The organism is Streptomyces sp. SudanB5_2050, assembly GCF_964272335.1.
In the GTDB taxonomy this organism is placed as follows: domain Bacteria; phylum Actinomycetota; class Actinomycetes; order Streptomycetales; family Streptomycetaceae; genus Streptomyces; species Streptomyces rochei.
The window spans coordinates 7,728,698-7,750,139 of the sequence record NZ_OZ186760.1 but is presented as its reverse complement, the minus strand read 5'-3'; the positions used below and the strand labels follow the sequence as shown (position 1 = coordinate 7,750,139).

21 protein-coding genes are annotated in these 21,442 nt (G+C 68.4%); 12 read left to right on the top strand and 9 right to left on the bottom strand.

Annotated elements, in window-relative coordinates; all coding sequences use genetic code 11:
• Positions 1-1,229: 1,229 nt before the first annotated feature.
• The 3 genes from ACFZP7_RS33955 to ACFZP7_RS33945 all read right to left on the bottom strand — a co-directional run bounded on the left by ACFZP7_RS33955 (position 1,230) and on the right by ACFZP7_RS33945 (position 4,381).
• Positions 1,230-2,105 carry a LysR substrate-binding domain-containing protein gene (locus ACFZP7_RS33955; RefSeq protein WP_125772542.1) on the bottom strand — a complete coding sequence of 292 codons (876 nt, stop codon included), beginning with the start codon at positions 2,103-2,105 and terminating at the stop codon, positions 1,230-1,232.
• 205 nt (positions 2,106-2,310) lie between these two features.
• Positions 2,311-3,060 carry an SDR family oxidoreductase gene (locus ACFZP7_RS33950; RefSeq protein WP_125772540.1) on the bottom strand — a complete coding sequence of 250 codons (750 nt, stop codon included), beginning with the start codon at positions 3,058-3,060 and terminating at the stop codon, positions 2,311-2,313.
• 727 nt (positions 3,061-3,787) lie between these two features.
• Entirely contained in the window at positions 3,788-4,381 is a 594-nt protein-coding gene (locus tag ACFZP7_RS33945; RefSeq protein ID WP_125772538.1) for a TetR/AcrR family transcriptional regulator, read from the bottom strand.
• Positions 4,382-4,585: 204 nt separating this feature from the next.
• On the opposite strand from ACFZP7_RS33945, the gene ACFZP7_RS33940 reads away from it, so the two are divergent.
• Both ACFZP7_RS33940 and ACFZP7_RS33935 read left to right on the top strand, forming a co-directional pair.
• Positions 4,586-4,906: a hypothetical protein gene (locus ACFZP7_RS33940; protein WP_385638065.1), complete on the top strand. Its 321-nt coding sequence runs from the start codon at positions 4,586-4,588 to the stop codon at positions 4,904-4,906.
• A gap of 101 nt (positions 4,907-5,007) precedes the next feature.
• Positions 5,008-5,784, top strand: a complete 777-nt coding sequence (locus ACFZP7_RS33935) for an SDR family NAD(P)-dependent oxidoreductase (RefSeq protein ID WP_210952349.1) — start codon at positions 5,008-5,010, stop codon at positions 5,782-5,784.
• 159 nt (positions 5,785-5,943) lie between these two features.
• Here the strand turns inward: ACFZP7_RS33935 and ACFZP7_RS33930 are convergent, their stop codons facing one another.
• On the bottom strand, positions 5,944-6,531 hold the full coding sequence (locus ACFZP7_RS33930; protein WP_228901598.1) for a TetR/AcrR family transcriptional regulator: 588 nt from the start codon (positions 6,529-6,531) through the stop codon (positions 5,944-5,946).
• Between the two features lie 82 nt (positions 6,532-6,613).
• Here ACFZP7_RS33930 and ACFZP7_RS33925 point away from each other — a divergent pair, with 82 nt between their 5' ends.
• Together ACFZP7_RS33925 and ACFZP7_RS33920 are read left to right on the top strand one after the other, a co-directional pair.
• Positions 6,614-7,417 carry an SDR family NAD(P)-dependent oxidoreductase gene (locus ACFZP7_RS33925; protein WP_385638575.1) on the top strand — a complete coding sequence of 268 codons (804 nt, stop codon included), beginning with the start codon at positions 6,614-6,616 and terminating at the stop codon, positions 7,415-7,417.
• 299 nt (positions 7,418-7,716) lie between these two features.
• Complete coding sequence (locus tag ACFZP7_RS33920) at positions 7,717-7,854, top strand: hypothetical protein (RefSeq protein WP_385638589.1); 138 nt, start codon at positions 7,717-7,719, stop codon at positions 7,852-7,854.
• A 2-nt stretch (positions 7,855-7,856) separates the two neighbouring features.
• Here ACFZP7_RS33920 and ACFZP7_RS33915 read toward each other — a convergent pair whose 3' ends face one another.
• Entirely contained in the window at positions 7,857-8,423 is a 567-nt protein-coding gene (locus ACFZP7_RS33915) for a TetR/AcrR family transcriptional regulator (protein WP_385638061.1), read from the bottom strand.
• 148 nt (positions 8,424-8,571) lie between these two features.
• Here ACFZP7_RS33915 and ACFZP7_RS33910 point away from each other — a divergent pair, with 148 nt between their 5' ends.
• A complete protein-coding gene (locus ACFZP7_RS33910; RefSeq protein ID WP_385638060.1) occupies positions 8,572-9,519 on the top strand; it encodes a TIGR03564 family F420-dependent LLM class oxidoreductase in 948 nt (315 codons plus the stop codon).
• 294 nt (positions 9,520-9,813) lie between these two features.
• Positions 9,814-10,206 (top strand): VOC family protein, encoded by a 393-nt coding sequence (locus ACFZP7_RS33905; RefSeq protein WP_220670016.1) that lies wholly within the window; start codon positions 9,814-9,816, stop codon positions 10,204-10,206.
• Between the two features lie 513 nt (positions 10,207-10,719).
• Here ACFZP7_RS33905 and ACFZP7_RS33900 read toward each other — a convergent pair.
• Together ACFZP7_RS33900 and ACFZP7_RS33895 are read right to left on the bottom strand one after the other, a co-directional pair.
• Positions 10,720-12,231 carry a carboxylesterase/lipase family protein gene (locus ACFZP7_RS33900; protein ID WP_385638057.1) on the bottom strand — a complete coding sequence of 504 codons (1,512 nt, stop codon included), beginning with the start codon at positions 12,229-12,231 and terminating at the stop codon, positions 10,720-10,722.
• Between the two features lie 206 nt (positions 12,232-12,437).
• Positions 12,438-13,091, bottom strand: coding sequence for a maleylpyruvate isomerase N-terminal domain-containing protein (locus ACFZP7_RS33895; protein ID WP_385638055.1), 654 nt, complete (start codon positions 13,089-13,091; stop codon positions 12,438-12,440).
• A gap of 106 nt (positions 13,092-13,197) precedes the next feature.
• Between ACFZP7_RS33895 and ACFZP7_RS33890 the strand changes: the two genes are divergently transcribed.
• The gene (locus tag ACFZP7_RS33890) at positions 13,198-13,704 is read left to right on the top strand and encodes a GNAT family N-acetyltransferase (protein WP_385638052.1); all 507 of its coding nucleotides are present in this window, start codon (positions 13,198-13,200) and stop codon (positions 13,702-13,704) included.
• 266 nt (positions 13,705-13,970) lie between these two features.
• Here ACFZP7_RS33890 and ACFZP7_RS33885 read toward each other — a convergent pair whose 3' ends face one another.
• Positions 13,971-15,110: a mandelate racemase/muconate lactonizing enzyme family protein gene (locus ACFZP7_RS33885; protein ID WP_031019781.1), complete on the bottom strand. Its 1,140-nt coding sequence runs from the start codon at positions 15,108-15,110 to the stop codon at positions 13,971-13,973.
• A gap of 259 nt (positions 15,111-15,369) precedes the next feature.
• Between ACFZP7_RS33885 and ACFZP7_RS33880 the strand changes: the two genes are divergently transcribed.
• Both ACFZP7_RS33880 and ACFZP7_RS33875 read left to right on the top strand, forming a co-directional pair.
• Positions 15,370-16,047: a GntR family transcriptional regulator gene (locus ACFZP7_RS33880; protein ID WP_037821439.1), complete on the top strand. Its 678-nt coding sequence runs from the start codon at positions 15,370-15,372 to the stop codon at positions 16,045-16,047.
• The gene (locus ACFZP7_RS33875; protein WP_030968147.1) at positions 16,044-16,832 is read left to right on the top strand and encodes an SDR family NAD(P)-dependent oxidoreductase; all 789 of its coding nucleotides are present in this window, start codon (positions 16,044-16,046) and stop codon (positions 16,830-16,832) included. Before ACFZP7_RS33880 ends, ACFZP7_RS33875 begins: the two co-directional genes overlap by 4 nt.
• Before the next feature lie 107 nt (positions 16,833-16,939).
• On the opposite strand, the gene ACFZP7_RS33870 is transcribed toward ACFZP7_RS33875, so the two are convergent.
• Positions 16,940-17,965: a LacI family DNA-binding transcriptional regulator gene (locus ACFZP7_RS33870; protein ID WP_029394629.1), complete on the bottom strand. Its 1,026-nt coding sequence runs from the start codon at positions 17,963-17,965 to the stop codon at positions 16,940-16,942.
• Positions 17,966-18,194: 229 nt separating this feature from the next.
• Between ACFZP7_RS33870 and ACFZP7_RS33865 the strand changes: the two genes are divergently transcribed.
• Genes ACFZP7_RS33865 through ACFZP7_RS33855 form a run of 3 tightly spaced genes read left to right on the top strand, consistent with a single transcriptional unit; the run spans position 18,195 to position 21,344 of the window.
• Positions 18,195-19,553: an ABC transporter substrate-binding protein gene (locus ACFZP7_RS33865; protein WP_385638049.1), complete on the top strand. Its 1,359-nt coding sequence runs from the start codon at positions 18,195-18,197 to the stop codon at positions 19,551-19,553.
• Positions 19,550-20,476 carry a carbohydrate ABC transporter permease gene (locus ACFZP7_RS33860; RefSeq protein WP_019330902.1) on the top strand — a complete coding sequence of 309 codons (927 nt, stop codon included), beginning with the start codon at positions 19,550-19,552 and terminating at the stop codon, positions 20,474-20,476. The genes ACFZP7_RS33865 and ACFZP7_RS33860 overlap by 4 nt, the downstream gene beginning before the upstream one ends.
• A 4-nt stretch (positions 20,477-20,480) precedes the next feature.
• Positions 20,481-21,344 carry a carbohydrate ABC transporter permease gene (locus ACFZP7_RS33855; RefSeq protein ID WP_019330901.1) on the top strand — a complete coding sequence of 288 codons (864 nt, stop codon included), beginning with the start codon at positions 20,481-20,483 and terminating at the stop codon, positions 21,342-21,344.
• Positions 21,345-21,442 lie beyond the last annotated feature (98 nt).

The following is a 21,442-nucleotide window of genomic DNA, read 5'->3' as shown; positions in this document are numbered from 1 at the left end:
TCGACGAGCGGACGCTGCGCGTCCTCATGGCACCGCCGGACGACTGGCAGGACGAAGCTGCCCACGAGTACGGGCACGTAGCCGCCGTGGACCGCGCTGACTGGGCCGCGGTCCCCGCCCGTTCACTCAGTGGTCGGGACCTGGCGGGCCCAAGGGTCCACGCACCCCGTCCACGCCTCACGAGGCAGCGCAGCGAGCGGAGGCCACACTGCGATCACTCTGGCAAGCCCAACGAGGTGCTGGGCTGATTCCCACATGGCGCCCCGCGAGATGAGACGGTGGGCGTCCACCCACCGCCGCCACAACGACGTTGTGGTGCATGACCGGACTCGGTGCGAGAGGGTGGCGAACGCATCCAGGAGTGGATCGCTGACTGCAGGGGATGAGGTGTCGCACCGTGAGACGACCTCCACCCAGCCGGCAAGCCGGACGATCACGTCATCTGCCAGTCCCGCGGCGGACTCCTGGCCGAGCTGGCCGCCTACGGATTCGAGAGGTACCTGACCGAGAAAGGGGAGGCACTGGCACTGACCCCGGACGGCCCGGCCGCCGGCCTCTAACGCGGCTGGGACCGGCACGTCAGCTTCGCACTGCGACACCCCGCGTTCCGCATGCTCATGTACGGCACCGTGCAGCCCTGGCGACGGCCCCCGGCCGCGGACGAGACGCACGCCCTACTGGTAAGACTGCTGCGCCGTGCGGCCGAGGCCGGGCGTCCTCGCATTCCGGTGGATCAGGCGACACGCGTCATTCACGTGGCGACGACGGGCGCCACGCCGGCGCTGATCGGCGATAGGCCGTCGCAGCGGGACCTGACGACTTCGGCACGGCGGCGAGACACCGCCATCGCCTCGGACACCACGGGCAGGCCCGCCTCATCCGGGTTGGACCTGGCCCCACACGCACTCGCGCTCGATGCCGCGCTGGAAATCGCGCTCACCACCAACCCTCACGTGCAGACACCGGGGTCCCCCTGCGGGACACCGAGACAGCGCTGCTCCACGCATGGCTCCTGCAGCTGGCAGGCTGAGCCGGGCCACCTGCTTCGCAGGCGGTGGACGCGCAGTCACGAAGGTCGACTGCGACCCGAGACCGCTATGGGCCGTTGTTCCAGGCGGTCATAGCGCTAACTGCCGATGGGTCGTCGGCCGAGGACGTCGCCCGGGTGATCGCCAAGTCCGTGACTGCCAGGGAGCCATGCACGCGCAGGACTGGCAGTAGCTGCCCGCTCAGAGCCTCACGTGGCTGAGAAAAGTGGTGCGGCTGGGGCAGGTGGCGTGGGGGAGGTAGAGCGCGTGGAGTGGCGCGTGAATGGGGGGTTCGAGGGTGAGGACGTGCGCTTGGCCGCCCGCCGCGGGACCCGGTGGTGTGGTGACGAAGGCGATATTGCGGGTGCCGATGACTGCTGTGATAGGGGGCGTGCCTTGGCGGGCGGTGCGTTCGGTGTCTGGTTCGAAACCGGCGTTGCGGCAGTGGTCGATGAGGAGGTCGGCGTAGCCGGAGCGGCCGGGGGTGCCCCAGACCAGGAAGGTCTCATGGGCGAGTTCAGGCAGGGTCACGGATGTGCGGGCGGCCAGGGGATGGTCGCTGGCGACGGCGATGTGCAGGCGATGCTGGCCGAGGGTGGTGCGGGTCAGACCGTGGGCGGGCGTCATTGCGCGGCACAGTCCGATGTCGAGGTCGCCGGCAAGGAGGGCGGCGATCAGCTCGGAGGGGTAGCGCTGGTGGATCTCGGGGGTGATGTCGGGGTGGGCTTCGGTCACCGGTGCGAGCAGGGTGACGAGTTCGTCGCCGGTGACGGCGGGGGTGTAGCCGATGCGGAGCGCCTGGGTCTCGCCGCGCCCGATGTGCCGGGCGCGCCGCAGGGCTGCGCGGGCCACGCCGTTGAGGACCCGGGCGTCCTCGATCAGGGCCGCTCCGGCGGGCAGTACGGTGACGCCCGCGCTGCCACGCTCCAGCAGCGGAACCCCGACTTCCCGCTCGAGGACCCGGATGGAGGTGGACAGGGCCTGCTGGGACAGGTGAAGCCGGGCGGCTGCGCGGGTGAGGCTGCCCTCCTCGGCGACGGCGATCAGGTGATCGAGTTTGTTCAGGTCCAGGCGCACCTCAACCCCTTCGGATCGATGGCGGACAGTCTTGTCGCCGGCGTTGACGGCGACAACGAAGGCGGCCACCGCGGGGTCATTCGGATGTGTCGGAAGTGCGGTCATCACGACCTCCTGGTGTTTCGCGCCAGGCGCCGACGCGGGCGAACCCGGCCGTGCCCCGGGGGGGTCGGCCGGGAAGCCCCGCCGGATGACATGTGGGGGATCAGCGGGTGGTGTAGCCGCCGTTGGGGAACATCGTCTGACCGGTGAACCACCAACCCTCGGTGGCCAGGAACCTGATGATCGGCACGATGTCCTCGATCTGGGTGAGCTGGTTGCCCATCGCCTGCGACTTGTGGAACTCCACCCGCTCCGGGGTCTCCTGACCGTAGAAGAACGGTGTGTCCATCGGTCCCGGGGCCACCATGTTCACAGAGATACCGCGGTCCGCGAACTCCTTGGCCGCCGCCCGGGTGAAGTGCTCCAGCGGCGCCTTGCCGCCGGCGTAGGTGGAGTAGCCGTCGGTGAAGGCAGCCAGCAGAGACGTGCCGAGACTGATGATCTTGCCGTGGTCGTTCAGCCGGCGACCGGCTTCCTGGATGAAGAAGTACGCCGCCTTGGCATTGATGCCGAACATGCGGTCGTACTCTTCCTCAGTGGTCTCCAGGATCGGCTTGCGCAGCACCATCCCGGTGGTGTTGACCGCGATGTCGGCGCCGCCGTAGGTGTCCACCGCCGTGTCGAAGAGCCGCCGCACGTCGGCCACCTTCGTCAGGTCACCCTGGACGGAGACGGCCTCTCCCCCGGCCTCCTGGATCGCCTTTACCGTCTGCTCAGCGTCATTCTCGGAGCTGTGGTAGTGCACGACCACCTTCGCCCCGGCCTCCGCGAACGTCCTGCTGATCAGCCCGCCCAGGTTCTTCTCGCCACCGCCGACGACAGCGACCTTGTCCCGCAGCGTGTTCTCAGTCATGCTCCGCACTCCTCACGTCCTTGTCGGCGATCATCTTGATCACGTTCCACAGACGAGCCTATGCAGACATTCCGGACACCGGGTAACAGAAGTTTTGGGTCGCTCCACAAGCATCATCGGTACCCCCAGTCAGCGGACCGTTTCGGAGAGCGGCTGACGCCTCCCTTCTTCCCGACGTCGCCCAGGTGCCGTCAGAGGCCATATCCGCAGCCGGCTGTAGACGCCCCGCAAGTTGCCGCACTGCTGCGGCAGGTGAACCTACTGCGTGCCTGTCTGGAACTTGTAGGCGATCGCGGCAATCACCTCGCGAAGCCACGCCGGCGGCACCCCGCCTCGGCGTCCGAACCGGGAGCACGGCTCGGTCCACGCCCACTGTGCATCAGGGAAGGCACACCCGGACCAACGGCCCTACACCCAGCGGTTCCGGCCGGTCGGCGCCAGGCCGGAGGCGGGCTCGGCGACCTTGGGACCGAGCGGACCCACCGGCCGAGGTCTTCGCCCTGGTGCACGACGCCGCCCGGCGACGTGGGTAGCGGACAAGGGAGCCGTGCGCGTCCGGCCGCACCCGGTCAAGGGATCGGCCGACGGCGGCGCACCGGTGCAGTGCGGAGCGTCGAGTGCGGCGCACCGGGCTCGCGAGAGAGAGCCGGGCATCGTCGGAATGGTGCGGTGCCGCACCGACTCCCGCACGATGTCATCCGCTCCTGAGAGCGGCACATCGCCGGTGTCAGCCGGTCCGTAGACCGTCGAGAAGAACGGTCAGCACCACGTGGTGACCGTTTGCAGGGTCGGGCTCGAGTCCCAGGACGCATCCCTGCACCGCTGGGGCGCCGGTCAGCCGCAGCACGTCCTGCCAGGTCAGGTCCCGGCGGAGGCGTCCCTGGACTTGAGCGCGTTCGACGACCCTCCGGGTGAGGTCGAGGAGCTCGTGGCGCTGCTGGGCGACAGCGGGCCCGCCGTGCTGATCCAGGGAGCCGGACAGTCCCGCGTTCTGAGCGGTGCGCAGGGCAAGGCCGCTGAACAGCGTCGAGAAGCCATCCCAGGCGTCATCACAGTCCAGAGCCTGGTGTGCGGTGTCGATCAGTTCGGTGAGGATGTCGCTCAGTACCACCGCCATGAGCTGGTCGCGTTCGGGGTAGCGCCGGTAGACGGTGCCCACACCGACGCCGGCCTCCCGGGCGATCTCGTGGTAGCTGACGTCCAACCCGTTAGCGGCGACGGCACGACGCGCGGCCGCGAGAACCCGCGCGGCATTGCGCTGGGCGTCGGACCGCACGGGCATCGCCGTTCCCTGGGGCGTCGCAGGCCGCTCCGCGTTCATCACCCCATCGTATCTAAGTGGACAGCTTCTGTCCGCATCCCCTACTCTCAAGAAACGGACAAAGTTGGTCCGTTTATTGCTGGACCGCCTATTGGGCTCGTGCGAGAGGTGTGAAGCATGGGGTCTCGCGTCTGGCTGGTCACCGGCGCGCCCGGAGGGTTGGGCCAGCCTCTGGTCAGTGAGGTTCTGAACGCAGGTGAGCGAGTGATCGCGGTCTCGCGTGACGACAAACCGCTGCAACCGCCGGCCTCCCTCGACGTCATCGTCAACAACGCCGGATACACGCTGGCGGGCCCCTTCGAGGAACTGGACGACGCCGGAGCAGCCCGCACCGACTTCCGCGCCAGCTGGGCGAGTCGGCTGCCCGGCAGCGCCGCCCTCCCCGATTGCCTCCCGGTGCACGACGCGCTGGCGCGCTCCGCCGACACCGCGGCACGGCAGGTCGGCGACCCCGCCCGTACGGTCCAGCCCCTCGTCGCCCTCGCCGATAGCCGAGCCCCCGCTGCGTCTTCCTCTCGGCAGTGACGCCCTCGCCGGCATCGGGAACGCCCACAACGACCAATTCGAAGACCTAGGCCGATTCGCGACGCTGAGTGCTTCCACCGACCACACAAAGGCAATCTGACATGTCCGAGCACCGCACCACCAGCCGTTTCGCCGTCGTCACAGGCGGCAGCGAGGGCCTGGGCCTGGCCATCGCCGACGCCCTCGCCCGCGACGGAGCGAACCTTATTCTTGTCGCCCGCAACCGCGGCAAGCTCGAGACCGCCGCGAAGGAACTTGGCCGGCGGGGCACCGTCGTCCACACCGTGCCTGCGGATCTCTCCGCGCCCGATGCCCCCGCCCTGATCGCCAGGCACGTCGGAAACCTGACCACCCGGGTCGACACCCTCGTCAACAACGTCGGCACCGCACACTTCGCCTCCCTCGCCGACACCACGGTCGAGGAGATGAACACCATGTGGCACCTCAACGTCCAGGTGCCACTGCTGCTGAGCCAGCAACTCCTGCCCGCCCTCGTGAACGCTCGGGGAAGCATCATCAACATCAGCAGCTACTGGGCCCGAAAAATGGTCGCCGGCCGTCATTCAGCCGCCTACTCCGCCACCCGCGGAGCGCTCAACTCCATGACCCGGGCGCTGGCCAGTGAACTCGGCCCCCAAGGAGTCCGCGTCAATGCCATCGCTCCCGGCGCCGTCCGCACTCCCCAGTACGAACGCTCCTACATCGCCCCCATGACCGCGGAGGAACGCGCCGCACACGGCCAGCAGATCGAGCGCTCCTACCCCCTGGGACGTCTGGGCACCGCCGATGACGTCGCCGCCGCAGCCGCCTATCTGGCCTCGGCCCAGTGGACCACCGGCACCATCCTCGCCGTTGACGGCGGGCTCACCACCCGCTGACTTCCGCTAGGTTCCTCAGGCTGCGTCAACCTGACGGCTGGTCTTACTTGTTGAGTGTTCAGTTGCCGCTCGCGGCAGGCGCTCCCGGAGGCGACCTGGAACGCGCTCAGTGGAGCCTTCGAACGCATGGCCCGCCAAGGTGCGCCGGGGATACGTGCCTCAGCCGTGGTGCCGCACCGCCGCGAGGCACTGGTCATAGAGGTCTGCCAGGTCGACCCGTCCGTCATGTCCGGCCCAGAGTTCGGTTGCCGTGTCGATACAGGCGAAGACCGTCGCGACGATCGCCTTGGCCTGCGTGTCGGGAGCCGGCTGGCCGGGGCCGTTGCCCAGCCGCGCCCGGACGACGGGGACGAGTTCGGCCTGCCAGCGCAGTCGCTTCTCGATGTAGCGGGAGCGCAGCGAGGGCGTGTCGAAGATGAGGCGGGACAGTTCCAGCGCACGCTCGGGGGGGTGGTTGGCGGTCAGAATGACCTCGAATCCGGCGCGCAGGGCATCCCAGGCGGACATCTCGGCCGGTTGCTGCTCGACGGTCCGTTTCAGCAGCTCGCCCAGCGCCTCCTGGTCGCCGCAGACCAGGTCCTCCTTGGTTCCGAAGTAGCGGAAGAGGGAGCGCTGCGAAATCCCTGCTTCGCGCGCGATCTGCGCGATCGTCGTCTGCTCGTAGCCCTGCTCGGCGAACAGGCGTACCGCCGTATCCAGGACCGTCTGGGCGGCGACCTGCCGCGAACGCTCCCACAAGGTCGTCATGAACGTCAGGATACGCCACTGGACAGCGACCGCCTACTTGGCATTAACTGCCAGAAAGGCAGCGACTGATAGAAGGATGACCATGCGAGCCGTCGACTACCACGGACACACCACCCTCGTCACCGGGGCCAGCGCGGGCCTCGGCGCCGAGTTCGCCCGCCAGCTCGCCGCACGCGGCTCCGACCTGGTGCTGGTCGCCCGCCGCAGGGACCGCCTGGAGAAGCTGGCCACCGAACTGCGCGAACAGCATCGGATCCAGGTCCACGTGGTGGAGATGGACCTGGCCACGGAACGCCCCGGGCAGGCGCTGGCCGCGCAGGTGGCCGAGCTCGGCCTGCACGTCACGAGCCTGATCAACAACGCCGGGTTCGCCACCTTCGGTCCCTTCCACCAGGCGGACCCGGACCGGCTGCGCCGGGAGATCGCGGTCGACGTGACCGCGGTCGCCGACATCAGCAGAGCCTTCATCGGCCAACTGCGCAGCGCGGGCCGCGGGGTACTGGTCAACGTGGCGAGCATGGCCGCCTACCAGCCCAACCCGCGCATGGCGCTCTACGGGGCGACCAAGGCATTCGTGCTCAGCCTCACCGAGGCTCTGTGGGAGGAGTCGCGCGGCACCGGTCTGCGGGTGCTGGCCCTGTCCCCCGGCGCGACCCGGACCGAGTTCTTCGACGTCGTGGGGACCCCGCAGGCCGCCGGAGGGACCAGGCTCGCCTCACCAGCCGACGTCGTCCGCACCGCGCTGGCCGCCCTCGACCGCAGGAACCCGCCGCCCAGCGTCATCGCAGGCCGCATGAACCGGGTGATGGCCTTCCTTGCCCGACGCCTGGCCAGCCGGCGCCAGGTCATCCGGGCCATCGGCCGGCTCACCGCCAAAGATGTATGACGATGGGAGGAAAGGCCGTCATGGCTCCCGAACTTATGCCGACCATGTCCGTCCCTGTGGGGTTGCCGCTCCGAGGGCGACGCGCCGGTCGGGCGGGTGGACAAGACAGTGACGGGGCTTCCGGACCAGGCGCCTGAGACACGCTCGTCCGGCCGCGCGCACGGCGGCTCTGCCGACGAGCCGACAAATCTCAGACAGGACAGCCGATGAAGTCAGGCCGGAAGACCTCTCCCTAACGTTGCTGTGGCAGCTCGGTGCCCTGGCAAGGCAGGACGAGAGCGTGTCGGAGTGGCCTGCACGTGATCGACACCGGCGGCATCGACGTCTTCCTCGGCCTGGACGTCGGCAAAGGCGAACACCACGCCACCGCCGTCACACCGACCGGGAAGAAGGCCTTCGGCAAGCGCTGCGGCCGCCGTGTCCGCACTGTCCGGTGACGTCACCAGGTGCGTGCGGTGCGGTGCAGATCGTCAAAGCTTGCGTGGATGTGCTGCCCGAACGTGCCGTGCTGCGGATCGGCCAGCCACCGGGCCGCGGCACTGTGGTACGCGGTAACAGAGACGGCTGCGGTCAGCGTGGCAGCAGGGTCGGGAACACCCCGTGCGCGCAGCGCGCTGGTGATCGCAGCAGCGAGGGCCGCCAGTTTCGCCCATTCACGTTCCCGCAGGTCAGGGTGTGCGTCGAGGATGTTCCTGCGGCACTGTGCCGCGTTCCGGCGCTGGTCGAACCAGTCACTGTCGGCAGTGAGGACCGCGCGGATCGCGTCGAGGGGAGACTGCTCGGCGGGTGCGCTTCCGAGCGCGTCCCGTACCCCAGCGATGAACAAGTCCTGTCCGGAGAAGAGCACTTCGCGCTTGTCGGCGAAGTGGTTGTAGAAGGTGCGCTCGGTCAGACCGGCGTGCTTCGCGATCTCGGCGACGGTTGTGCGTTCATAGCCACGCTCCGTGAACAAGTCGATCGCGGCTTCCTGCAGTCGTTCCGGCGTGCCGCCCGGCCATCGTGCCATGACACGCAGAGTAGGGACTGCAGGTTCTGCAATCAAGTTGTACAGTGATTGCAGAACCTGTAATCACCGAGATGCTGCGCGGGACGATGCACGCCGCGGCGGTGAAGCCGACGGGCCCTGCGGCCCCGACCAGGCGAAGGAGCTCGACATGAATACTGTCGGGAAGAAGATGGGAGTGTTTCTGGGAGGCACGTTCGCGCAGGACCCCGGCCTGACCAACCTCGTGGACCGGGCTGTGGAACTCGCGCACGAGGTGGCCGACGCCGGGATACGCACAGTGTGGTTCGGGCAGGCGGCGGACTACGACGCGCCCCAACTCGCCGCGCTGGTGGGCCGGGCGGAACCCAGAATCGGCGTAGGCACCTCGGTCGTGCCGACGTACCCTCGCCACCCACTGCTGCTCGCGGCGGCGGCGAAGACGGCACAGGCGGCTACCACGGGGCGCTTTCGGCTCGGCGTCGGGCTCGGCGCGCGCACGGTACTCGAGCCGCAGTTCGGCCTGCCGTATCCGCCGCAGATCAAGCACCTGCGCGAGTACCTCATCGCGCTGCGCCCGCTGCTGGACGGCGACGACGCTCCCTTCGTAGGACAGACACTCACGTCGCGCCCGGCCGGCCCGACGACCGTGGCCGGGGCCGTGCCGCAAGTCCCGGTCCTGGTGGCCGCGATGGGGCCGCGGGCCCTCGCAGCGGCGGGAGAGCTGGCCGAGGGAACGATTCCCTTCCTCGCCGGGCCTCGCACCCTGGCCGAACAGATCGTGCCGGCTATCACCGAAGCCGCCGCCGCGGCCGGGCGGCCGGCCCCGCAGATCGTGGCCGGGGTTCCCGCAGTGGTCACCGACAACGCTGCGGCCGCCCGCAGCCGCGTCTCGACCGCCCTCGGCTTCTACGACAGCATCCCTTCCTACCGGAGGGTCATCGCAAGCGAAGGACTGTCCAGCGCGGCGGACTTGCTGATCGCCGGCGACGAGGACACCGTCACCGCCGGTTTGCGCCGCTACTTCAACGCCGGGGCCACTGAAATCATGGTCACCCATACGGACCTCTTCGACGCCCGGGACCGCGCTCGCACCTGGGCAATCGCCCGGAACCTGTGACCCGGGACCACATCCGTCCCTACCGGTTCGTCCCGCTGCGATCGCCGTACGGTCCTTAGCCACCAGCACACCACCGTGGGAAGGCAAAAGCCCACCGAACAGGCCCCGGGCGGGGCCCGGATGGGCAACGGTGCACTCAACATCCCCGACACGGTGCCTGCTTGATCGGGAACGACCCCAAAGATAAGGGTCCCCGGCATCACCCCGCGCAACCAGCCGGGAAGCACTTTGTGCACCGGCGCACCAGCCAGATCATCAAGGCGCTGAGCCGCCCACCTTGTCCAAGGAGGCACGATGCCCAATGAGCTGAACCACATCATCGTCCACTGCCGTGACCGGCGGAAGTCCGCCGCGTTCCTGGCGGAGCTGTTGGGAGGACCGGCCCCGTGCGACTGGGGTCTGTTCACCCAAGTGGATACAGCGAACAACGTAGCCATCGACTTCGCCGACGCCTTGGTCCCGCCGGACCGCATCAACGAGAGCCACCTCGCCTTTCTCGTGACCGACGACGAGTTCGACGGCATCCTGGCGCGCCTGAAAGATCAGGCAATCACGTACTGGGCAGACCCACAGAAGTCCGAAGAGGGAAAGATAAACCATCTGTTCGGCGGACGCGGGGTCTATGCACTCGATCCCGGCGGCACGGTTCTGACCGAATTCATCACCGCCCCCTACCCCTATTGCTGACTGAGGGCTTCTGCCATCAAGGGCGCGGCCAGCTCAAGCCGGAAAGTGGCGCCGAGGCAGAGCGTTACAGTAAATGGCCGACCGGGCGCGTGAACGTGCTGGTGAGTCTGACCTGGGCTTCCTCCCGAGTTGGACCCTCCACGGCAAGTATCCACCAACCCGGCAACGGTGTTACCTGGGTTCCCAGCTGGCTCTGACTGCGATTTGTCGTTTCACGTTCTCGCGACCCCATTCCTGGGGCGCGAGCTGATCGACCGAGCCAGAGGATGTCGATGACATACAGGCGCACGGCGGGGCAGTTGGCCCAGTGCACAGCGGTGAGTCCCCATCAGGCTCCCTTCCCTCCGCCTTGCGAGCCGGTGCCCGACGGTCCGAGGCGCGTCGGCCCCGCCGAGGTGGGCGACCGCGCTGGTGCGGGCCCTGCTGGTGCTGACGAGGCGGGAAGTCGCCCGCTGACACATCACCTTGTCGGTGGGCCGGCCGCGGCGTCGGTCACGCACCGCCCGGTACGGCCTAACGCAAGGTGTCCCACAGCCTGCGCCGGTCCGCGGCGGGATCCTCAAGCACGATAGATGCAGCACCGTCGTCCAGCCGCATGACGGACCGCCGTCCGGCGTAAGCCGGCCAGTGCGGCAGCCCGCCGCCCGGAGGACGGGCAGCAGTGGGACGTCCAGTGCGGGCGAAGGAGCTCCAGGCTTCCCGTACGCGATCGGAAAGTTCTTGGGGAGCGTCGGGTCCGGCAAGCGGATGGGCAGGATTGCCGAAGACAAAGCCGATCTCCGCCATGTGGCAGGCGCCGAGAGCACCATCAAGAGCGGGCGATGGCCACGCGAACTCGTAGACGAACGTCTCCGCTCCGTGCGCGGCACGAGCCTCGGCCACCCGTAGAGCAGGGATCCGGTAGGCGTAGTCGGTCATGACCTCCGACAGCAGGTCGCCCGGGGCCGCCCCCGGATACGCGTATGCCTTGCAGGCCTCGACGGGGTCGAGGCCGAAGCCGGTGAGGAAGCCGTGAAGCACCTGGTCCGTGATCCGCGGGCCGATCCCCAGCGGGACGAGGAAGAGGCGGAACTCGTCACTCGTCGTGCCGGTGAGCAGATCGATGTCCCGGCCCGCTCCGTCGGCAAGCGCATCGATCGGACGCTGTGGCAGGGTGACTCCGTCCACGACGGGCAGCACGGTGGTGCCGCCACCTACCGACTCACCCCACTGTGTGAGGTCGGTCGCCTGCGCGATCTCCTGGCCCAGGGCAGCGTCGGCGGCGATGAGCCGCTCGCAGGGCACCGCGGCCAGACTCTCTCGTGTCGGCTCCGCGCCGGCGAGGGCGGCCATCCGCTCGGTGACGCGTCGGGCGATGTGCTCGGGGTGGCTGTGGTGGCCGGCGCCGCTCTGCGTGATAGCCCGGCGGAACAGGCCCTGAGCCTGCGGCATGGTCATGAGCGCGGTGATGCTGATGGCTCCTGCGGACTGACCGAAGACGGTGACATTGTCCGGGTCGCCGCCGAATCCGACGATGTTGTCACGGACCCATTCCAACGCGGCGATCTGGTCAAGAAGACCGAGGTTCGAGGGGCTGTCCGGCAACAGGAGGAAACCCTCCGCGCCGAGGCGGTAGTTCAGCGTGACGCAGACGACGCCGTCGGCGGCGAGCCGCGCGCCGTCGTAGGAAGGCAAGGCGCCAGATCCGTTGCGGAACGCGCCGCCGTGGATCCACACCATGACCGGAAGCCGTCCTCCGGTGCGGCCCGGAGCGGGCGTCCACACGTTGAGGTTCAGGCAGTCCTCATCTGGCGCCACCGCTTCTTCCAGCAGGCCGGTCATCGCAGGGAGGTAGCCGGGCTGGGGCGCGCTGGGGCCGGGAACGAACGCGTCGCGCACTCCAGTCCATGGCTGCGGCGGCTCGGGAGGCAACAAGCGTCGCGGACCGAACGGCGGTGCCGCGTAGGGGACGCCCATGAACGCTGCCACTTCACCCTTCCACTGTCCGCGAATGCGGCCTGCAGAGGTGGGGACGGTGATGTGCATGGGGCCTCTCCACATGGTGCTCGTACCCGACCATGCTCACCTGCCGCCGAACGGCAGAACAACTCAATATTCGAGCGGCGCTTCACAGCCTGCAGCAAATCAGCGGGACCGCCCGCCCTCAGTGCACCGGACCGGCCAGCCCAGCGGGGGCTGAGGTCGTCAGCCCTGCACAAAGTACCTCCGTGCGACCCTTCTCCCTGGGCGGGTCACTGCCGCCTGCGAGGTGCGCCGTACCAGCGCCAGCTCGTGCGCCGGGGGCGCTCAGGGCTGCCGATGCGTCCGGTGGCCCACAGCAGGGTTGACGAGGCGTCGCCGATAATGGGCACATCGGGAAACAGCCGGACGAGGGCCCGGCGGCTCAGGTCCTCCGGCGGCTTCCCGTCACGTTGGGCCCCCTGGGCGATGTCGTAGGTGTGGACGAGTGTTTCGACGACTCCCATCGCCGCGAAGCCCTCCGGGTCGGAAGCGCCGAAGACGTGCGGGGCCAGCACCGTCGGGGCAGTGCTGTCCACCATCGCAGCGAGCACGCCGCCGCACGCCTCGACGACGGTCAGGAGCCCCTCGGCCCCCGCCGCCGCGTCCCCGAATATCACGTTCACGGGTCCGTCGGCGCGGTCGCTGGACAGGCGCAGGGGCACGCGCCGGACGTCCATGGGATGTCCGAGCCCGAAGCGCAGCGCGTAGGTGAGCAGATCGTCCGCGAGATGCTCCAGGGTTTCCCAACACGTCCAGTCCAGGTCACCGGCTGGAGCACTCCATCGGGAGGGGGGAACGTCGGACAGGACCTTGACGCAGTGAGCGACGGCCTCGCGCACATGCTTCCCGCTCACCAGCGCATCAGTTGCTTCGGAATGTGACATTCAGGCAGGCTACCGGGAACGGTGCCAAGCAGCAGGCTGCAGGACCCGCTGATCCGGCTCGATCGCTCACCGGCCGCTCTGCCCGGTCGTCTTGGACAATGAACACATGGACATTCGATCCCCGCGTGTGAACGAGTTGCCCGTTCTGCAGGACATCGAGAGGGCGGCCGGCCAACGCTTCCACGACATCGGTATGCGGGAGATCGCCGATGACGATCCGCTCCCCCTCGACGAACTCGTCCGGTACCAGCGGAGCGGGCTCGCCTGGGTCTCGGTCGATGCGGCCGACGTCCCGATTGCCTACCTGATCGCCGATCGTGTCGACGGCGGCATCCATGTTGAGCAGGTTTCGGTGCTCCCCGACAGCGCGGGCCACGGGATCGGCAAATCGCTTCTGGACCACCTGGCCGGTCACGCTCAGAGTGAGCACGCTCCCGCGCTGACGCTCACCACCTTCAGCGAGGTGCCGTGGAACGCCCCCTACTACTCGCGTTGCGGCTTCCACGTTCTGCCCGACAGCACGCTGACACCTGGCCTGCGGAAGATCCGCGAGCGTGAAGCGGCAGACGGTCTGGACCGCTGGCCGCGCGTGTGCATGCGGCGGCTCCTGTGACGCAGCTCGCTGCCGTGGCGAGCAGCGTCTCAGGTCCTCAGCGCGCCATTGTCCACCGGAAGCGGCGGCCATGCGTAGACGAGGGTGTCGTCCACGGAAGCCAGAACCGACAGGCATCATCACGGAGATGGGCGGTGAGCGGGCAGCACGGTGGGAGAGCAGTACTCACGGTCGGTGCGCACGTCCGCTTCCGCGACGGCACCTGGCAGGTGCTGGCCATGACCCTGCTGACCAACCCGATGGCCTTCGCAAAGGCGTCGGCTGGCTCACGATTTCGGGTCCGCGAATGCGGGTCGCGTGCCGTACTTCTCGACCGCTTCCGGGTCGAGGGACACTCCGAGTCCGGGGTCGGAGGGGATGTCGAGGTATCCGTCGGCGTCGAGTCGCCACTCTCCCGCGACCAGGTCGTCGACATAGGCCGACCCGGTTTTGTACTCGACGAGGTCGGTGGATGCGAGTGCGGCCGAGAGCTGCAGATCGGCGGCGAGACCGATGGCCGTGTTCCATCCGTGCGGAATCAGGCGGATGCCGAGGTCCTGGGCCTCCCAGCCGATTCGGCGCGACTCGCTCAGCCCGCCGCCCTTCGTCGTATCGGGCTGAACGATGTCGAAGGCGCGGCGTCGCAGGTACGGGGCGAAGCTCTGCCTGCGCGTGAGGACCTCGCCCCCGCTGATGGGGACGGGTGATCCAGCGCGCAGCTCTGCGAAACCCTCGAGGTCGTCCGGCGCGAGGGCCTCCTCGAACCAGGCGATGTCGTAGTCGGCGAGCATCCGCGCGGTTCGCTTCGCCCATGCCAGACCGCCGGGGAAGAAGCCTTCGGAGCCGCCGGCGTCGACAGCGAGCAACCGGTCGCCGATGGCGGCGCGGGCGGTGGCGACGGTGTGCTCGTCGGTGGCGGCGTCCACCCGTCCGAATTTCCACCAGCCGATCTTGAACGCGTTGAATCCCTGCTCCACGAGTCGGGTGAGGTTGTCCGTCATGGGGCCGGCGTCGTCCATGAGTACCGACGCGTAGGGGCGCACCCGGGTGCGGTGGCGCCCGCCGAGCAGTCGGCCGACCGGCTGGCCGAGCGCCTGGCCGGCGATGTCCCACAGGGCGATGTCGATGGCGCTCGTCGCGTGGGTGAGCGCGCCGCCCCGGCCCATCCAGAACGCGGTCTGGTGCAGCGTTTCCGTGATCCGCTCGACTTCCACCGGATCCTGTCCGACGAGGTGCGGGAGCAGGAGGTCGATCGCTCCCCGGACGAGGTTCTCGGTGGTGAACGCGCTTCCGATACCTGTGATGCCTTCGTCGGTGTGGACGGCTACGAGCGTGTGCACGACATCGTTCGGGCGCAGTTCGTTTGACCAACCGCCTTCAGGGGTCGCCCCACGAAGACCGCATGTCTCAACCCTGGTGATTTTCATGAGTGAGTGCCTCTCGTCACGGGTGCCCTGGCCGCGTACGCCGACGAGGCGGCGGCTATGTGGGGAACCGTAACCTACTGAAGGTCGATTGTCGACAATCGACTATCCGGCTACAGTCTACCGAGCACCCCGCCCTCAGAGCGCCGGACCAGCACAGGAGCACCCATGGACGACGAAACCACCTCCAGGGCTGCGCTCACCGAGCACAGGAGCCACGACCGAGATTGTCGACAAAGTACAATCCTGTTACGCTCCGGCCATGTCCGGTCTTTCCGCGCTTCCCGCACTCCCCTCCGCCTCTCTCGCCTCGCGCCGCGAAACCGTGGCGGAGGTCCTGCGCGAGGCCATCACCTCGGGCCGCCTCCAAGCGGGTCAGAAGCTCACCGAGTCAGGAGTCGCCGAACAGTTGGGAACCAGCCGGGCGCCGGTCCGCGAGGCACTGCGCCAGCTGGAGCAGGAGGGCCTCGTAATCTCCTATCCGTACCGCGGTACGGAGGTGCTCGGCGTCTCCCAGGAGGAGATCGAGAATGTCCTGGTGCCGGTCCGTATCTCCCTGGAGAAATTCGCCTTCCGCAAGGCGATGCCCCTCCTTACCGACGCGGACTACGCCCACCTCCAGTCGCTCGTCCGCACCATGGAAGCAGCGGCCGATGCGTCCGACGCCGCGCTGCTCGCCGACGAAGACATCCGCTTCCACGAAGCGGTCGTGACTTGGTCGGGGCAGCAGCACTGCCTGCAGATCTGGAGGTCGATCCAGCCCCGCGTGCGCGCCTACTTCCGGCGCGACGCAAGCCACTACTCAGACGCGACCGTGGTCGCCAGGCAGCACCGCGAGCTCATCGACGCACTCCGCGCAGGTGACGAGCGCGCGCTGGACCGGGCCGTCACCGCCCATATCAACACTCATTCCAGAGCCACCGAGGACCCTTCCGAATGACCAAGACGATCTTGATCACCGGCGGCGGAAGCGGCATCGGCCACGCCACCGCGTCCGAAGCCGCACGCCGTGGCTGGGCCGTCGGCATCCTTGACCGTGACAGCAAGAGCGCTGAGCGGGCGGCCGCCGAAGCCCGGCGCGCCGGAGCCCACAGGGTCTGGTCGGCCGCGCCGGACGTCACCGACGAACGGGAGCTCATCGACGCGTTCGGCGCAGCGAGCACCGCACTGGGCCCGGTGGACGGGGTGACCGCGAGCGCCGGCATCGAGATCAATACGCCGCTACCACGGATGTCCCTCGACACCTGGCGCCGCGTTCTCGACGTGAATCTCACCGGCACCTTCCTGACCGTACGCACGGCCGCCCGAGCCCTGCGGGACGCCGGGAGGCCGGGTTCCATCGTGTGCTTGTCGTCCCCTTCCGCCTTCGTCGGCTTCGCTGGCGGCTCGAACAGCGCGTACGGAGCGTCCAAGGGTGGAGTCTCTGCGTTCGTGAGGGCTGCCGCCATCGATCTGGCCCCTCACGGCATCCGCGTCAACGCGGTCGTCCCCGGCGCCACCGATACGCCCATGCTCTACTTCGGCCTTGACGGTGACGAGCTCAAAACGGAGCGCGCGCGCCTTCGAGACGCCGCAGCACGGCAGATCCCGCTCGGACGGATGGCCGATCCCGTCGAAATCGCGCGTGCCGCTGTCTGGCTGCTCTCCGACGACGCCTCGTACGTCACGGGCAGTCACTTGGTGTGCGACGGCGGCCTCATGGCCAAGAGCGCGAATGACTTCTGACCAAGCCCCCGTTGTCTTCTTCGCGGCTCCGCAACGGAACCGCGGCAAATCGCGGGCGCGGGATTGCTCGTATGTCCGCGATACGCCGCCGACGCGGGCCGAAGCGGTCAGCGCGCCTCGTGTGCCCCGCGGGTGCTGCCCCTGACCAGTAGCTGGTACGGAGCCTTGGCGTCCGCGGGCGGCGGTGCGGTGCCCTCGATGCTGGCGACGAGTGTGCTGACCGCCGTGCGGGCGATCTGCGTCTTGTCGGGCGCGATGGTGGTGAGGGTCGGTGAGCTGTACTCACCCTCCTGGATGCCGTCGACACCGATGACCGCGACGTCCTCGGGCACCCGCACGCCGGCATCGGCCAGGGCGTGCATGGCACCGATGGCGAGAAGGTCGTTGTAACAGAAGACCGCGTCGGGCGGCTCGGGCAAGGCGAGCAGGTGCCGCATGGCCTCGGCGCCGAGCCGGCGGTGGAAGTGCGGGGTGGACACGATCAAGCTCTCGTCCACGGACAACCCGGCACGCTCCAGTGCCTGGCGGTAGCCGATGGTACGCAACTGCGCCGTCTCGCCGGTGCTGTAGGGCTGGTCACCGATGGCGGCGATGCGCCGGCGGCCCAGGGAGACGAGGTGTTCGGTGGCCTCACGGGCGGCTGCGACGTTGTCGATGGCGACGTGGTGAAAGTCGCCGTTGAAGATGTGCTCGCCGAGCAGGACGACCGGCACCCGGTTGGTGCGGTCGCGCAATTCGTCCTCGGAGATGCTCAGCGGGCTCAGCAGCAGTCCGTCGAACATGGTGGCGCGCGACTCGCGGCCGAGCAGTTCGCGCTCACGCTCGGCGTCTCCGTCGGTCTGGTCGAGCATGACGACGTATCCGTGCTCGCGGGCGGCGGTGATGACCTCGCGTGCCAGTTCGGCGAAGTACGGCACGTCGAGCTCCGGCACGACGAAGGCCAGCATGCCGGTGCGTCCCCGACGCAGGTTACGGGCGACCAGGTTGGGCCGGTATTCGAGTTCCTTCAGCGCCGCTTCCACCCTGGTCCGCAGCTCGTCGGAGACGGGGACCGACTCGTTGACCACGTTGGAAACCGTGCGAATGGAGACTCCGGCGCGTCGGGCGACGTCGCGGAGGGTGGCACCGGCCATCCAGGGGCCCCTCTCTCTGGTGCTGTCGGCTGTACGCCGCCCCGGTGAGGCTGTCTCCGAATCGCGGCAACTTGATGGTACCCAGGTATTGCATCGTTGCAAAAGGCGACGCATCATCTCTGCATCGTTGCAATCGAGGCGGCGCACGCGCTGCCGGAACCCCGCTGCGCGCTGAGCCTGCGCCCTTTTGCGGATCCGGTGACCGCAGCGCCGCAGAGGAGCCGCGCACATGTCCAGACCCTCTGTTCCCCGCCGCAGTGTTCTGCGCGGTGCCGTGGGATTCGGCGCCGCCGCCGGCCTCGGCCCGCTCACCGCCTGCGCTCCGGGCGCGACCGGGAGCGAGCCGCGCAAGCTCACCGGGACGCCGAGCGCCTCAGTCAAGGGTGAAATCACCATCTGGAACCGCTCGGGTGATCTGTTCAAGGTCTTCGACGCGGCCATCGACGAGTTCCGCAAGGCCCATCCGAACGTAAAGGTCAACCATCAGGCCGTCGACATCGACGCCAAGCTGGCCAACACGTTGATCACCGGCGCAGATCTGCCCGACGGCAGCTTCTGGGACGACGCGAAGATCGGCGGACAGGCCGAGCACCTGTACGACCTCACGGACCTGATCGAGCCGTACCGCAAGGACACCTCCCCCTACAAGCTCTCGGTCAACACCGTCGACGGCCGAATCTACGGCGTCCCCTGGGACCTGGATCCCGGGCTGCTGTGGTACCGGGAGGACCTGCTGGAGGACGCAGGCGTCGACCCGGAAGGCATCGCCACCTACGACGATCTGCTGGACGCAGCACGGGCGTTGAAGGAGAAGAACCACAAGGCCGGCCCCATCCACCTGGAGAAGGACCCCTTCCTCGGCCAGCTGTGGCTGGAGATGCTCGCCAACCAGCAGGGCACCAGCCTCGCCGACGCCGACGGGAAGCTGCGCCTGGACTCCAAGGAGTACCGGACGATCCTCAACTGGGTGCGCACGGCCGTTCACGACGGCCTGGCGACGCACGCCGAGTACCTCAAGCAGGGCGACCTCGCCGCTCTGGAGGACGGCCGGCAGGCGCTCGTGCCCTGGGCGGTGTGGTGGTCCTTCGCCCCCCAGCAGCTGCTGAAGAAGACCAGGGGCAAGTGGCGTGCCACCCAGCTGCCCGCCTGGACGCCCGGAGGCGCGCGCAGCGGCGCCATGGGCGGCAGCAGCTTCATCATCCCGGCCAAGGCGAAGAACCCGGAACTGGCCTGGCTGCTCTATGAGTTCCTCTGCTTCAAGCAGCCCGGCTACAGCGCGGTGTACGGACCGAGCAGCGTCTACCCGGGCGGTCTGAACACCTCCGTGCCCAGCTACACACCCGCCCGCAAGGCCGACGCACCGCTGTTCGATCCGGTGGCGGCCCTCGGCGGCCAGGACCTGTGGAAGGTCACGGTGGACGCGGCCGCCGCCATCCCCGCCGCCGCGCCGATCCCGTCCTGGTGGGCCAAGTCGGTCGACTACCTGGGCAACAACGTGCAGCGGCTGATGGAAGGGGACATGACCCCCGACGACGTCATCGACGATTCCGCCCGCAAGATCCAGCGGAACCTGGTGGACCGCGCGTGACCTCGGCAACCCTCTCCCCCGTGCGCGACGGTCACCGGGCGTCGCCACCACCGCCCCGTGCCCGTCGCCGGCTGTTCCTCACGCCCTATCTCTTCGTCGCCCCGTTCTACGTGGTCTTCGCCGCGTTCGGGCTGTACCCCCTGGTGTTCGCCTTCCAGCTGAGCTTCACGGACTGGAAGGGCGCGGGAGAGGCACACTTCATCGGCCTCGGCAACTACACCTACCTGCTGACCAGTCCGGAGTTCTGGTCCTCACTGGGCAACAGCGCCGTCATGTGGCTCCTCATCGTGCCGGTGCAGATCGTCGGCGGTCTCGCCGTCGCGGTACTGCTGGCCAACGCCCGTCTCAGAGCGCGCGGGTTGTTCCGGGTGGTGTTCATCGCCCCCTTCGTCACCCCCCTGGTGGCCATGGCCCAAGTGTGGATCGTGGTCTTCGACACGGACTACGGGCTGGTCAATTCCCTGCTGAACCTCGTGGGCCTGCCCGACGTCGCTTGGCTGACCTCGACGGCGTGGGCGAAACCCACCCTGGCGCTGCTGTTCCTGTGGAAGACCACCGGCTTCGCGATCATCATCCTCCTCGCGGGACTGCAGGCGGTACCGGCCGACGTGTACGAAGCGGCGGCACTCGACGGCGCCTCGCGCCGACGCCAGTTCTGGTCGCTGACGCTGCCACTGGTACGGCGCAGCATCGCCTTCCTGATCGTGGTGCAGACCCTGGCCGTGTTCCAGATGTTCGCCGAACCCTTCGTGGTCACCCAAGGCGGGCCCTACGGCTCGACCACCACCAGCGGCCTCTTCCTGTACAACCACATCACGTCGTCCGACCTCGGGACCGGAGCGGCCAACTCCTTCCTGCTCGTCCTGCTCGTGTTCGCCCTGTCCCTGCTGTCCGTGCGCCTGCTGCGCTCCCGAGACGAGTGACCCGATGAGACACAAGAGCTACTCCCAGACCAGACCGAGCCCTTGGCAGTACGTCGTCCTCGCGGGCCTGGCCGTGCTGTTCGTCTACCCCATCTGGTGGGCGATCAGCTCCTCCCTGAAGCCGGCGAACGACATCGTCCGTAGCCCGCTGTCGTTCTCCCCCGGCTCGCTCACCCTCGACAACTACCGGGCGATGCTCGACGACGTGCCCCTGGGCACCGGGTTCCTCAACACGCTGCTGGTGGTCGCGGTCAAGGGCACGCTGACCATGTGCCTGTGCCCGCTGGCCGGGTATGCCTTCGCCAAGTACCGCTTCCCCGGCCGGAACCTGCTGTTCGGCATCCTCATGCTCACCCTGATGCTGCCGACGCTCGTGCTGATCATCCCGTTGCTGCTGCAGATGAGCCAGCTCGGCTGGGTCAACACCTACCAGGCCCTCATCTTGCCCGGCAGCATCGACGCCTTCAGCATCTTCTGGATGCGGCAGACCATCGCCGCCGTGCCGGACGAGCTCCTCGACGCGGGACGAGTGGACGGGGCGGGCGAGCTGAGGATCTTCGCCCGCATCGTGGTGCCGGTCATCCGGCCGGGCATCGCCGCACTCGGTGTACTGACCGTCATGAACATCTACAACGACTTCGTCTGGCCCGTCGTCGCCGTCAACGACGAAAGCCACCAGACTCTCCAGGTCGTCCTGTCCACCCTGGCCCAGAACGTCACGGGGAACCGCATCGGCGCCGACTTCAGCACCGTCTGGGGCGAACTGCTCGCCGCGGGCAGCCTGGCGTTGCTGCCCGTCCTGCTGCTGTTCGTCCTGCTGCAACGCCACTTCATCAACGGAATCCTCGCAGGCAGCGTCAAGGGCTGACCCCGCACCAGGCCGGCTCCCGCAGCCGGCAGCATCCCCCGCGATCCGATACCGCCGCCCCCTCCCGTAGTGCGGGTCGAGGACCGAACCACCCCGCA